This is a genomic window from Dysosmobacter sp., assembly GCF_052306735.1.
Classification (GTDB): Bacteria; Bacillota; Clostridia; order Oscillospirales; family Oscillospiraceae; genus Oscillibacter.
The window spans coordinates 36,078-49,922 of sequence record NZ_DAWBAJ010000014.1; the positions used below are offsets into that span (position 1 = coordinate 36,078).

Annotated in this window: 10 protein-coding genes and 1 other annotated feature (1 of these 11 cut by a window edge); of the genes, 6 read left to right on the forward strand and 4 right to left on the reverse strand. The window is 58.9% G+C overall.

Going from position 1 to position 13,845, the window contains the following annotated elements:
* Nucleotides 1-26 (forward strand) — a binding site (T-box leader); it begins 230 nt to the left of the window's first position.
* A 102-nt stretch (nt 27-128) separates the two neighbouring features.
* Nucleotides 129-1,148, forward strand: a complete 1,020-nt coding sequence (ilvC, locus tag ACT67G_RS05545) for a ketol-acid reductoisomerase (RefSeq protein WP_325245487.1) — start codon at nt 129-131, stop codon at nt 1,146-1,148.
* Nucleotides 1,149-1,163: 15 nt separating this feature from the next.
* Nucleotides 1,164-2,822 (forward strand): dihydroxy-acid dehydratase, encoded by a 1,659-nt coding sequence (gene ilvD / locus ACT67G_RS05550; RefSeq protein WP_443663373.1) that lies wholly within the window; start codon nt 1,164-1,166, stop codon nt 2,820-2,822.
* 158 nt (nt 2,823-2,980) lie between these two features.
* Here ilvD and ACT67G_RS05555 read toward each other — a convergent pair whose 3' ends face one another.
* Nucleotides 2,981-6,148 carry an S-layer homology domain-containing protein gene (locus ACT67G_RS05555; RefSeq protein ID WP_443663374.1) on the reverse strand — a complete coding sequence of 1,056 codons (3,168 nt, stop codon included), beginning with the start codon at nt 6,146-6,148 and terminating at the stop codon, nt 2,981-2,983.
* 442 nt (nt 6,149-6,590) lie between these two features.
* Here ACT67G_RS05555 and ACT67G_RS05560 point away from each other — a divergent pair, with 442 nt between their 5' ends.
* From ACT67G_RS05560 to metA, 3 genes are all read left to right on the forward strand, one after another.
* Nucleotides 6,591-7,409, forward strand: coding sequence for a mechanosensitive ion channel family protein (locus tag ACT67G_RS05560; protein ID WP_443663376.1), 819 nt, complete (start codon nt 6,591-6,593; stop codon nt 7,407-7,409).
* Nucleotides 7,410-7,926: 517 nt separating this feature from the next.
* Nucleotides 7,927-9,210, forward strand: a complete 1,284-nt coding sequence (locus ACT67G_RS05565; RefSeq protein WP_326214261.1) for an O-acetylhomoserine aminocarboxypropyltransferase/cysteine synthase family protein — start codon at nt 7,927-7,929, stop codon at nt 9,208-9,210.
* Between the two features lies 1 nt (nt 9,211).
* Nucleotides 9,212-10,150 (forward strand): homoserine O-acetyltransferase MetA, encoded by a 939-nt coding sequence (gene metA, locus ACT67G_RS05570; RefSeq protein WP_443663378.1) that lies wholly within the window; start codon nt 9,212-9,214, stop codon nt 10,148-10,150.
* A gap of 150 nt (nt 10,151-10,300) precedes the next feature.
* On the opposite strand, the gene ACT67G_RS05575 is transcribed toward metA, so the two are convergent.
* A complete protein-coding gene (locus ACT67G_RS05575) occupies nt 10,301-11,194 on the reverse strand; it encodes an NAD(P)-dependent oxidoreductase (RefSeq protein WP_443663379.1) in 894 nt (297 codons plus the stop codon).
* Between the two features lie 224 nt (nt 11,195-11,418).
* On the opposite strand from ACT67G_RS05575, the gene ACT67G_RS05580 reads away from it, so the two are divergent.
* On the forward strand, nt 11,419-12,156 hold the full coding sequence (locus tag ACT67G_RS05580) for a FadR/GntR family transcriptional regulator (RefSeq protein ID WP_325245480.1): 738 nt from the start codon (nt 11,419-11,421) through the stop codon (nt 12,154-12,156).
* Nucleotides 12,157-12,252: 96 nt separating this feature from the next.
* Here ACT67G_RS05580 and ACT67G_RS05585 read toward each other — a convergent pair whose 3' ends face one another.
* Both ACT67G_RS05585 and ACT67G_RS05590 read right to left on the reverse strand, forming a co-directional pair.
* Nucleotides 12,253-13,188, reverse strand: a complete 936-nt coding sequence (locus tag ACT67G_RS05585) for a diguanylate cyclase (protein ID WP_443663381.1) — start codon at nt 13,186-13,188, stop codon at nt 12,253-12,255.
* 145 nt (nt 13,189-13,333) lie between these two features.
* Nucleotides 13,334-13,744, reverse strand: a complete 411-nt coding sequence (locus ACT67G_RS05590) for a hypothetical protein (protein ID WP_443663383.1) — start codon at nt 13,742-13,744, stop codon at nt 13,334-13,336.
* Between the last annotated feature and the right edge of the window lie 101 nt (nt 13,745-13,845).

Below are 13,845 nucleotides of genomic sequence, written 5' to 3' on the forward strand. Positions count from 1 at the left end.
GCTTTTTCAAAGCCTTTGTCTCTTGGATGACAGGAGACAAAGGCTTTTTTGTTTTCCTGCGGTCCCTCACCCCCCCAATTTGTGGCAAACTCCAAATGCCAGATCAAGATTAAAGGAGAGTACATAACATGGCGATCAAGAAGTATTACGACACTGACTGCAACCTGGGCATGCTGGACGGAAAGACCGTCGCCGTCATCGGCTTCGGAAGCCAGGGCCACGCCCATTCTGAGAACCTGGCCGAAAGCGGCGTCAACGTCGTGGTTGGCCTGCGCAAGGGATCCGCCCACTGGGAAAAGGCCGCTGCCTTTGCCGCCGATCACGCCAACTTCCAGGTGATGGAAGTAGAAGAGGCTGCCAAGGCCGGTGACATCGTCATGATGCTGGTGCCCGACGAGCTGTGCGCGGACATCTATAACAAGCAGGTGGCTCCCTACATGACCGAGGGCAAGACCCTGGCCTTCGCCCACGGCTTCAACATCCACTTCAAGACCATCGTGCCCCCTGCCAATGTGGACGTCATCATGGTGGCCCCCAAGGGCCCCGGCCACACCGTCCGCAGCCAGTATCTAGAGGGTAAGGGCGTGCCCAGCCTGATCTGCGTGGAGCAGAACTTCACCGGCCAGGCCAAGGAAGTGGCGCTGGCTTACGCCTCCGCCATCGGTGCCGGCCGTGCGGGCATCCTGGAGACCACCTTCAAGGAGGAGACGGAGACCGACCTCTTCGGCGAGCAGGCAGTCCTGTGCGGCGGCGTGTGCGAGCTGATCTACGCCGGCTTTGAGACCCTGGTGGAGGCCGGCTATGAGCCCGAGATGGCCTACTTTGAGACCTGCCACGAGATGAAGCTCATCATCGACCTCATCAACCAGGGCGGTTTCGCCAAGATGCGCTACTCCATCTCCAACACCGCCGAATACGGCGACTACCGCACCGGCAAGCGCATCATCACCAAGGAGAGCCGCGAGGGCATGCGTCAGGTGCTCCGGGAGATCCAGGACGGCACCTTCGCCTCCGAGTTCCTCACGGAGATGAGCCCCAACGGCGGCCGCAAGACCCACTTCCTGGCCCAGCGCCGTATGGCTGCCGAGCATCCCATCGAGAAGGTGGGCGCCCAGCTGCGTGCCATGATGAGCTGGCTGAAGAAGTAAGGAAGGACTGCGGACATGAGAAGTGACAACGTCACCCGCGGCAGTGAGCGGGCTCCCAACCGGAGCCTGTTCTATGCCCTGGGCTATACTCCCGAGGAGCTGGAGCGGCCCCTCATCGGCGTGGTCTCCGCATACAGCGAAATCGTCCCCGGCCACATGCACCTGGACAAGATCGCCCAGGCCGTAAAGACCGGCGTGGAGATGGCGGGAGGCACTCCCATCCTGATCCCCGCCATCGGTGTGTGCGACGGCATTGCCATGGGCCACATCGGCATGAAGTACTCCCTGGCCAGCCGGGAGCTGATCTGCGACAGCGTGGAGACCATGCTCATGGCCCATCAGCTGGACGGATTGGTACTGGTACCCAACTGCGATAAGATCGTCCCCGGCATGGTGATGGCGGCAGTGCGGCTGGACGTCCCGGCGGTGGTCTGCTCCGGCGGTCCCATGCTGGCCGGCCACTACGGCGGCGAGGAAGTGAGCCTCTCCAAGATGTTCGAGGCCGTGGGCGCCTACAAGGCCGGCATGATCTCGGACGAACAGCTGGAGGAGTGTACGGAGAACTGCTGCCCCGGCTGCGGCTCCTGCTCCGGTATGTACACTGCCAACTCCATGAACTGCCTGTGCGAGGCCGTGGGCATTGCCCTGCCGGGCAACGGCACCATCCCCGCCGTGTACGCCAAGCGGCTGCAGCTGGCCAAGCGCTCCGGCATGGCGATCATGGACCTGGTGCGCCGGGGCGTCACCGCCCGCCAGATCATCAACGAGCGGAGCCTGCGCAACGCCCTCACCTGTGACATGGCCCTGGGCTGCTCCACCAACACGGTGCTGCACCTGCTGGCCATCGCCCATGAGGCGGGCTGCCCCATGGATCTGAAGGTCTTCAACGAGATCTCCGCCAAGACCCCCAACCTGTGCCATCTGGCCCCGGCGGGCCCCACCCACATGCCGGACCTGTACGCTGCCGGCGGCATTCCCGCCGTGCAGGCGGAGCTGGCCAAGGCGGGACTGCTGGACCTGGACGTCCCCACCGTCAGCGGCAAGACCCTGGGCGAAAACATCCAGGGCGCCCATATCCTGGATACCAAGGCCATCCGGCCCATTGAGGACCCGTACAGCCCCACCGGCGGGCTGCAGATCCTCTGGGGCAACCTGGCCCCCGACGGCTGCGTGGTCAAGCGCAGCGCCGTGGCGCCGGAGATGCTCTGCCACACCGGCCCCGCCCGGGTATTCAACAGCGAGGAAGAGGCCATCACCGCCATCTATGCCGGCGATATCCATCCCGGCGACGTGGTGGTGATCCGCTATGAAGGTCCCCGTGGCGGCCCGGGCATGCGGGAGATGCTCAACCCCACCAGCGCCCTGGCGGGCATGAAGCTGGACACCACCGTGGCCCTCATCACCGACGGCCGGTTCTCCGGGGCCTCCCGGGGTGCGTCCATCGGCCATGTGTCCCCGGAGGCAGCTTCCGGCGGCCCCATCGCCCTGGTGGAGGAAGGCGACTCCATCACCATCGACATTCCCGCAGCCTCCATCACCCTGGAGGTCCCCCAGGAAGAGCTGGACCGGCGTCAGGCCGCTTTGCAGCCTCGCCAGCCCAACATCACCAGTGGTTGGCTCAGCCGCTATGCCCGAATGGTCACCAGTGCCAATCAGGGCGCAGTGCTGCTGTAATGCAATTCCCAAAATGCCGCAGGAGCGGCCGCCCGGTTGGGCGGCCGCTCCTGTTTTTGTAAACTCCGGCATACCTGCCGGAATGCTGGCAAGTGGGCCTCCCGCTCCAAGAGGAGCGGGAGGCCTTTGATCAAAGCATTGTGTTTTGATCTGGTGTCTTAGGCGAAGGTCACGTTGCCGTTGCCGGAAACGGTCACCACCACGCTGTAAACAGCGGTGGGAGAGCCGGAACCAGCGGGAGTGAACTTCAGGGCGTTGCCGTCCTCAACCTTGGCGGCAACACCGGCAGCCTCGCCGGAAGCGGGCTTCAGGTCGGAGGTGTTCTCCATGGTACCGTTGGTAACCGTGAAGCTGACCTCGGCGGAGCCGGTGGAGGTGCCGGACAGGGTGACCGTGAGGGTCACAGTCTGGCCCTTCTTCAGGTAGGACTCCTTACCGGCGTCGGTGACGGTGTAGTTCACACCCTCGCTGTTGGCATCGCTCTTGTCAGAGGCCATGGTCACCTTGTAGTAACCGATGTCGTAGATGCCGCCGTCCACCAGAGTGGTGGTCTTCTCCTTGTAGCCGTTGCCGGACTCGGTGTTGGAAACCAGGGCATACTCGCCGGCGCCCAGATCGGAGATCTTGGCGGTGGCGGCGTACAGCTTCTCACCAACGCCCTTGACGCTGACGGTCACGGCGTCGGTAGCGGTAACGCTGTCAGCCCAGGTGTACTTGGTCTTGCCGATCTCGAAGACGTAGCCATCACCGTTGTCATTGCGGTAGTAGCTGCTGATGGTGGAGCCGGCCTCAGCCTCGATCTGCTTCATCACGGCAGAGAGCAGGGCGGCCTCGGTCTTCTTGGCGCCGGAGGCAACCAGGATCTCGGTCACGGCCTGTCTGGAGATGGTAATGGCGTAATCGCCAGCATCGATCTCCTCACGGCCGGTGTCCTTGTCGTCAACCTCCTGGATGAACAGGTTGGTGATCTGGCCGTTGTCCACGATGAAGTAAGCCAGGTCGTTGGTATCCTTGGCAATGCCGCTGATACCGGTGGAAGTGATCTTGCCGTCCTCATCCACATAGAAGAGGTTGGCCTTGCTGTCCACGGTGTAGGACGCGCCGCCCAGGGTCACGGTGTACTCACCGGAGACCTTGGCAGTGCCCTTGGCATCGTTCACAGCGTACTTGTCGTTGGTAGAGGAAGTGGTGTACTTGTTCAGCTTGGTGATGACACCGTGGCTGTCGGTGGAGTAGGACTTGTACAGGCCGTTGCCCAGGTTGGAAGCACCGGAAATACCGGAGTCGATCTTCACGGTGGTAGTCTCACCATTGATGACCGCGTTGTACTCATAGTACTCGCTGTTCTTGGTGGTGATCTTCTGGGAAGCGGACTTGCCGGCAATGAACAGCACGTTGTTGGAGCTGTTCTCCACAGTCAGAGCGGAGCCGGGAACAATGAACATCACGGTGACGATGGAGCCGGTCTTGCAGTAGTAGTACGCGGTGACCTGCTCGTTGGAACCGGTGCTGGCCTTGATGCCGGGGGCGTTGTTGGTGCCCACATAGGTCTCATACTCGTCATCACCAGTCTCCACCACGAAGACCGTGTTGCTGTTGGAGTAAACAACATCGCTGTCCTTCAGGGTGATCTTGGAGGTGCCGTTGGTCATGGAGAAGGTCTGGCTGTTCTCCACCTTCTTGGTGGTGGCAACGGCCTTCAGGGTGTACTCCTTGTTGTCGTCCACCTTGTAGGTGACGATGGAGTTCTTCTCGATCTTGGAGGTGCCGTTGGCATAGTTCTTGGCGGTATCGACCACCTTGTAGGTGCCGTCGGTGAAGACCAGCAGAGCGCGGTTGGAGGAGAAGTTGCTCTTATCCTGAGCCTCCACGAACAGCGCGTAGTCGCCGGAGACAAACTCCTGCTCCTCCACATAGATGGCGTAGCCATACTCGTCCAGATACACGGCATAGCTGCTGTCCACATCCAGGGACTCAGCCACGTACTTGTTGGACAGCTTATAGGTGGAGCTGTCGATGTCCAGGCTCTTGCCGTTGACGACCTTGGTCAGAGTGCCCTGGATGGCCTCGGCGGTCTTTACGGACTGAACGGCATCCTCGGGGATGGAGAAGGTGTAGAGCACATAGGCGTCATCCTCGAACTCCTCCAGGGTGTCGAACTTCTCCGTACCGGAGGCGCCGGTGGGCCGCTCGGCCTCGGTGGTGATCTCCAGGTGACGGTTCTGGTTGCCGGAGGCAGCCACAGTACGGTTGACAGTGCCCACGTAGGTGTTCACCATGGTGATGGTCACAGTCTCCTTGTCCGTATTGTAGTAAACCTGAGTGAGAACGCCGTTGCCGCCCAGCTTGGTGTCATCGCTCTTGGAGATGGCCACGGCAGTGCTGGAAGCGCCATCCTCATAGACAGAGACGTCAGCCTTCACAATGGTCTTGCCCAGGCCCAGATCCTTGTAGATGTCGCTGATCTTGACGCTCTCGGTGTAGGTGGCATCGGCGACCTTGGCGTAAGTACCGACCTCCTCGGCCTTCACCTTCCACACGTTGGCGGGACGGTTGAAGGCATCGGCGCCGTTGGCGCTGAGCTTCAGATCGGAGAAGTACTTCTCAGCGAACTGCATCTTGTCGTCGTTCTTGATGGTCTCGTTGGAGGCGTTGTTCACCATCTCGGAGGCCTTGCCGCTCTGAGAGACGACCACGTCACCCACGGTGATGGTGGTGTCGTTGCCGTACTCCACCATAGTGGCCTGCATGGCATTGAAAGCGTACAGCATGGCCTCCTCACGGTTGACGGAATTCTGGCCCACAAACTTGTCGTTGCCGTCGTCCAGGCCGATGGCGATGGCCTGCTTGGCCACGTTGATGGACCAGTTGGGGCCGGTGTAGCCCTCCTTGCTGGAGTCATAGCCCAAGGCGCCCAGCAGCATCTTCATGAACGCATAGCCGGTCAGGGGAGCGGCGGGCTTGAAGGTGCCGTCAGCGTAACCGCTGATGATGCCTTCCTTCTGGCAGTAAGCGATGTAGCCAGCGAAGACGTTGGAGGTGGGGACGTCCTTGTAGGGAGCGGTGTCGGCACCCAGTGCGGACGCGGTGGTGGGCCCGAGGATCAGGTTGCAGATGATCTTGGCAGCTGCTCCGCGGGTGAGGTTGGTGGTGGGCTGGAAGGAGCCATCGGTGTAACCATCGATGACGCCCACAGCAGACATCACGTCGACAGCTTCCTGATAGGTGATCTTGCTGTCATCGGTGAAGTCCTTGGCGCCGGCGCTGACGGTGACCAGAGACATGGTCATTACCAGGGCCAAAGCCAGAGAAAGGAACTTCTTCATGGTAGGAATCTCCTCCTTTTTAGATTTACCGGCAAAGCCGGCATGGAAAGTTCCGAACGCCGGAGGGTACCCCCCCTGCTCACACGGCATACATACCGTGGCTAGCCTAACCTGTATCTGTGCCGGGCTTGCCAGGGACGTGCGCTCCTTTGTTCATGTTGGATTCTATCAGCGCTTTACAGAAAACGCAATAGCTTTTTTGTTTTTGTTACACAGTCGTAACAAATAGATCTCTACACCATATCGGTCTACTCTTAAATATTTTGAAATATCTATATATTTCCAGGGAATTTTTCATATGCGTATTTTTTGCTTATTCTTTTTATTTAAATGTAACCTGTATTTCAGGAGGCATCGGGGGCCTGCCATTGACTTTTTTCCGGCTTTCCGATATGATTTTCTTAACATTTTCCCATTCCAACTCGTATGAAAGGAGAGCTCTATGCCTCAAATCGACCTGAGCACGCTCGGCTCCTCTCTGGGCGGATTGACGCTGCAAACGCTTCTCTCCGCCGTTATTACTCTGCTGATCTGCCTGGTGGCCGTCCATCTGCTGTGCAAGCTGCTGCGGCGGGTCCTCTCCCGCACCAAGCTGGATGAACGCATCCAGAAATACGTCCTGGCCGGCATCAAGCTCCTTTTATATATTCTCACCGCCGTTATCGTGGCCGACCAGCTGCACATCCCCACCACCTCTTTCGTGGCCCTCCTCTCCGTGGGCTCCCTGGGTATCACTCTGGCCGCGGAAGATATCCTGGGCAATGTGGCAGGCGGGCTGGTGATCCTCTCCTCCCACCCCTTCTCCATCGGCGACTATGTGGAGGTCTCCGGCACCGCCGGGACAGTGGACGAGATCGGCCTCAACCACACCAAGCTCATCACCCCGGACGGTTACCGGGTCATGCTGCCCAACAAGGAGCTGGCCTCCTCCCAGATGATCAACTACACCTCCCTGGGCCGGCGGCGCATCACCCAGAAGGTCTCCGCCTCCTACGACGCTCCCACCGAGACTGTCAAGGCCGCCTGCCAAAAGGCCATCGGCATGACGGAAAACCTTCTGACAGAGCCCGCCAGTGCCATCTATCTCACCGACTACGGCGACAGCGCCATCGAATACACCCTCTACTGCTGGGTGGCACCGGAGCACTACTGGGCCGCCGCCATGGCCCTGCGGGAAAACCTGCGCACCACCTTCCAGGAGGCCGGGGTGGAGATGACCTATAACCACCTGAACGTCCACATTGTGGAAAATCGCGGTTGACAAAGGCACGCTTTCCCGCTTATAATGGCTCCAAAGCGATGATGGAGAGGAACGGGATCAGGCGCCCTCAGAGAGCCGGCGGGCGGTGCGAGCCGGCGGCAAGTGATCCCAGGTTCTATGGCTCCTGAGCCGGGGGTTCGAGGGCGCAGACGCGCCGGTAGGGCCGCCCCGTATCCGCCGCGTCAAGGCGAAGGGGTTGTTGGACTCCGTAAGGGGCGCTGATCCGTGAGGACGGCGCAATTTGAGTGGTACCGCGGAAGCTGTCAGCGGCTTTCGTCTCAAAGTTTCTTTGGGACGAAAGCCGTTTTTCTTTTCAGTCCGGCGAAAAAGTTTTTTCGCCAGACTGTGCAAGTTTTTCGCGCTTCAAAAAGCTGCGAAAAACTTATGATAAAAAACGAAAGGAACCCCTCCTGGGTTCCTCTCGTAACTCTCTTCCTTTCCGTCGACCAGGACATTCAAGTTTTTCGACAGTCTCTTTTTCCACACTATATTCTATTTTCCAAAGGAGCGAACAAACATGAGCCAGCAGCGTATCGAAACCATTTGTGTACAGGGCGGCTATACCCCCGGCAACGGGGAGCCCCGCCAGATCCCCATCGTACAGTCCACTACCTTTAAATATGCCACCAGCGAGGATATGGGCAAGCTCTTTGATCTGGAGGCCAGCGGCTATTTTTACACCCGCCTCCAGAACCCCACCAATGACTACGTGGCCGCCAAGATCTGCGCCCTGGAGGGGGGCACCGCCGCCATGCTGACCTCCTCCGGCCAGGCAGCCAACTTCTTTGCCCTCTTCAACATCGCCGGCTGCGGAGACCACATTGTCTCCTCCTCTTCCATCTACGGCGGCACCTTCAACCTCATCTCCGTCACCATGGCCAAGATGGGCATTGACGTCACCTTCGTGGGCCCCGACTGCTCCGATGAGGAGCTGGAGGCCGCCTTCCGGCCCAACACCAAGGCCGTCTTCGGCGAGACCATCGCCAACCCCGCCCTGACGGTGCTGGACATCGAGAAGTTCGCCAAGGCTGCCCACGCCCACGGGGTGCCCCTCATCGTGGACAACACCTTCGCAACGCCGGTGAACTGCCGTCCCTTCGAGTGGGGCGCCGACATCGTCACCCACTCCACCACCAAGTATATGGACGGCCACGGCGTGGCCGTGGGCGGCGCCATTGTGGACTCCGGCAAGTTCGACTGGATGGCCCACGCCGACAAGTTCCCGGGCCTTACCACCCCCGACGAGAGCTACCACGGCATCACCTATGCCGAAAAGTTCGGCAAGGAGGGCGCCTTTATCACCAAGTGCACTGCTCAGCTGATGCGGGACTTCGGAGCCATCCAGTCTCCCCAGAACGCCTTTTATCTGAACCTGGGCCTGGAGAGCCTCCACGTGCGCATGGCGCGCCATTGCGAAAACGGCCAGGCGGTGGCAGAGTTCCTTTCTAATCATCCCAAGGTCGCCCATGTCAGCTACTGCGGCCTGCCCGGCGACCCCTATCACGCCCTGGCGCAGAAATACCTGCCCAAGGGCTCCTGCGGCGTGGTATCCTTTGAACTCAAGGGCGGCCGTGCCGCTGCCGGGGAGTTCATGAAGCGGCTGAAGCTGGCGGCCATTGAGACTCACGTGGCCGACGCCCGCACCTGCTGCCTCAACCCCGCCTCCTCCACCCACCGGCAGATGACCGATGAGCAGCTTGCCGCCGCGGGGATTCCCGCGGGCCTGGTGCGTATGAGCTGCGGCCTGGAGAGCAAGGAGGACCTCATCGACGATATTGCCCAGGCGCTGGAGGGCGTGTGAGATGCCCATCAAGATCCCCAATCAGCTGCCTGCTACCAATATCCTGCAGCGGGAAAACATCTTCGTCATGACGGAGACCCGGGCCATCACCCAGGATATCCGTCCCCTGCAGATCCTGCTTTTGAACCTGATGCCCACCAAAGTGGACACGGAGACCCAGCTGGCCCGGGTGCTGGGCAACACGCCCCTGCAGATCCAGCTGGAGCTCATCGCCCCCTCCGGCCACATCTCCAAGAACACCTCCCAGGAGCACATGCTGGCCTTTTACAAAACCTTCGACGAGGTGAAAGACCGCACTTTCGACGGTCTCATCATCACCGGCGCGCCGGTGGAACAGATGCCCTTTGAAGAGGTGGACTACTGGCCGGAGCTGTGTGAGATCATGGAGTGGAGCAAAGTCCACGTCCACTCCACCCTCCACATCTGCTGGGGCGCCCAGGCAGGGCTGTACTACCATTACGGTATTCCCAAACGCCAGCTGCCCCAAAAGCTCTTCGGCGTCTTCCGCCATACCGTGGAGGATCCCAACTTCATCCTCTTCCGGGGCTTTGACGACGAGTTCTGGGTCCCCCACTCCCGCAACACCACTGTGGACCGGGCGGACATCGAGGCGGTGCCGGAACTGAAGATCCTCTCCTCCTCCCCGGAGGCCGGGGTCTACGCCATCAAGACCGACCAGGGCCACCAGATCTTCCTGATGGGCCATGCGGAATATGACCGGGACACCCTGCGCAACGAGTACATGCGGGATCTGGTGGCGGGGGTGGACATCCACATCCCCGAAAACTATTTTCCGGACGACGACCCTCAGCGCAAACCGGTGGTCACCTGGCGCTCCTGCGCCCACCTGCTCTACTCCAACTGGCTCAACTACTTTGTCTACCAGACGGCTCCCTATGATATCCGGGATATCCGCCGGGGCATCCGCACCGATGACTAATAAAACGCGCCGCTTCCTCTTTGGGAAGCGGCGCGCTGCTTTCAAAAGGCATTTCCGACAGCGGCCTTTTTCTTTCAGAAGGTCCCCCTCTGCCAGCGCAAAAAAGGCGCCCGGCAGTTTTGCCGGGCGTCCCTTGTTCGATTTGTGTGATTACGCCTGCGGAGCCGCTCCCACCGTGACATCCATCTTATCCTCAAAATACTTTACCATGGCGATCTGGTCCTCATCAATGTAGCCATTGTCGTTCATCCAGTCCATGATCTGCAGCGTCACATCCGTCACCGGCACATCAACGCCCAGCTTGTGGGCGTACCGCTTGGCATTGAGGATATCCTTGCGGTGAACTGCCACCCGGGCACCGGGCTCGTAGTCCCGTACCAGGAGCTTGGGTACCTTGTTGTCATAGAGGGGGCCGCCGACAAAACCGCCCCGGGTGGCGTCAAAGGTTGTCTGGAGATCGATGCCTGCCTTGGCGGCAAAGGCATATCCCTCCGCAATGGCTGCCAGCATGGCTCCGCCGATCATATTGTTCACCAGCTTTGTCACACTGCCGCTGGCGCTGCCGCCGGTGTAAACCGGCTGTCCCATACACTCCAGAATGGGCCGTACCTGCTCAAAGGCCTCCCGGTCTCCCCCGGTCATGATGGCCAGCGTCCCCGCCTCCGCCATGGGGTTTCCGCCGCTGACGGGAGAATCCAACAGATACATCCCCGCCGCCTTGGCGGCCTCATAGAGCTCCAGAATGATATCCGGTGCAGTGGAGCTCAGATCTACAATGATTCTGCCGGGCTTCCCACACTGGACTGCCCGCAGCACAGACTCCCGGATAATGGGATGGGTAGGCAGGATTTGGAGAATCACATCACAGGTCTCATAGATCTCCGCCGGATCCGGCACCGCTATCCCACCAGCCTGGGCAAAGGCGTCCAGCCGCTTCTGGGATACGTCGTACCCCAGGACTTCCTGTCCGGATTTTGCCGCAACATTTTTTGCCATAGGGAGACCCATGACTCCCAATCCCAAAAAACCGATCCGCTGTGCCATATGCGCTGCCTCCGTTTCTCAGTCTGACGCGGAACGGGCCGCTTCTGCCTGAAGTGCCCTCCGTTTTAAATAGTATAAATGGTCTTACCATTTATACTATTTATACGCTTTGCCTGACTGCTTGTCAAGCCCTTACAGGAAAAGCGGCTCAGAGGTGCCTTTCTTGACAAGGATTTTTCCCCATGCTATGCTAAGAAAAAGTGTAATTTTGGGAGATTTTTCGTATGGAAGAAGCAAATTCCAAGCCTCTGTTCACGCCGGCGAAAACCCAGCGGGCCTCGGAGGTCATCTATCAGCAGATCTATCCCAAGATCGTTTCCGGGGAACTGAAACCTGGAGACCGCCTTCCCTCCGAGCGGGAGCTGGCCCAACAGTTCCAGCGCAGCCGCCCCATCGTGCGGGAGGCGCTGCGGATGCTTCAGCAGGACGGTCTGCTGGAGACTTCCATCGGCAGCAGCGGCGGCGCCATCGTCCGGGGCATCTCGCTGAAAACGGTGGAGGATCCTCTCAAGAGCCTAGTAGCCATGGGGGCCATCAATCTGGAAGAACTGCTGGAGTACCGTCATATCAACGACCGCGGCTGCGCCCGGCTGGCTGCAGTGCACCACAACGACGAGGATGCCGCCAAACTCCGGCAAACACTGGCAGGAGCGAAGGAGAACATTGGTGTTCCCTTCAGCTTTCAGGAGTATGATGTGGCCTTTCACTCCGCCCTGGCCAAAGCCAGCCACAACGCCCTGGCCATCATGATCAACGATGTCATCGTGCGCCTGAACACCGACACCTACCTGCACGCCATCCGGGACTGCACGCCAAAACAGCTGCAGGCGGTCAATCAGCGGATTTACGACAGCCATTACGCCGTCATGGAAGCGGTGCTGGAGCGGGATCCGGATCGGGCAGACGCCTGCGTATCCGCCATGATCCAGGTCTTTCAGGATGCCGTGTCCGGCGGAAAATAACAAGAAAACAGGGATGGTAGACACCATCCCTGTTTTGCTTTCATTTGCGGCTTCTCCCGCTCAGGCCGTTTTTTCCTTCTTCGCGGCTCTGCCGGGTCAGGACTGTTTTCGCCGGTCGTGTTCCCGCGCGCCGTAAAAACGGCGCTTTTCTTGGTACATCAAAAAATCCGCTTCATCGAACTGCTCCCGGAGGGAACAGGGAACCGACCGCCAGGAAAATCCCACAGAACAGCGGATCTCGTCCTGCTCCATACCGGTTCGTACAGCGGCGACTGCCAGGCGGAACGCCTCCTCATCCAGCGTCTCATCCACCACCACGAACTCGTCGCCGCCGGTGCGGTACACCTTTTCCCCGAAAGCCTTCCGGATATGCTCTGCCGCCCGGCGCAGCAGGCCGTCGCCGGCGCTGTGTCCCTGCCAGTCATTGATCTCTTTAAGGCCGTTGAGGTCGAAGCAGGCAACGCCTCTGTGCTCTCCCGGCCAGGCCAGCGGATCCGCCATCAGCTCGTTGAACTTATTGCGGTTAAACAGGCCCGTCAGGGTATCCTCATATCTCATCCGCTGGAGCAGCGCAGTCTGAGCGGCGATTTTCTCCTTCTGTGCCTCAACCTGCTCCTGCAGATACTGGTAAGACTGCCTGGCGATCCTCTCCGGGAAGCCCACATCGCCCTCCACCATATCCTCGTAGGGATTGGAGATATGCAGATGGCAGCAGCGCAGCCGGCCGCTGTGGTTGCGGAACACAGTGGTGATGCGCTGGTGTACCCGCAGGCTGATCTGGGTGGAGACATCCGTGGCGATCCACACCCGCCCACTGCACATATAGGCGTCTGTGGCGATCTGAAGGCCCTGGTACTCCTCACCGGAGAGATTGCACCGGGGGACCTGCCCTGCGAACCGGCGGAAAATCGCGGCCACCCTCTCCAGTCCCGCGGAGTGCTCCTCCTCTCCGGTACCCAGCCAGACGATATCATCATCCATCAGGGCGATCACAGCTTCCACGTCATTTTCACAGTAGTATTTGTGCAGCATATAACTGGTCAGCTCAATGGCTTTTTACCTTTGCATTTCATCCGTACGTTGGATACGCGTCATCCCCTTTCCCGAATCTGTGCCATGGAGATGCGTTTTCATTCCGAAAGGCATAAGGTCTCCCCACAGCTCCGCCGCGGATTCATCATCGCTCTGCGGCAGACCGTCTGTTTGCCGGCTTTTGCGATGCACTGCTGCCATCCTCTTGCGTCAGCAGCACCACGCTCTCAACGGTTCTAAGTTTGTCCAGAAAAATAGATTTCGTTTCGAGACCGTCAAAGAAAACAGGAAATTTAAAATATATTGCCTTTAAAATACGACCATCTTTCTGTACTTCGTCAAAAATCTCAACTTTTTCAAGAATAGTGTTCATAAACTCTTTCTTCTCTATATCTGTAAATTGATTATAGTACTTTTCAAATAAAAGCAAGTAATTATAAACACTATCTGCATTTATCTGTTCCTGATGAATGTTCTGAATACGGGAAGTCAGCTCATCTATCTTATCGTCTACTTCTGCAATATCCTCATATAATCTATCCAGACGAGCAGACATGTCTTCATACTTACGATTATACAGCCTATCAGATGGGTCAAGCAAGTATAGTGGCTCAGTTGTCAAGACAAAAATCTAAGATTTTTATAATGAACTGATAT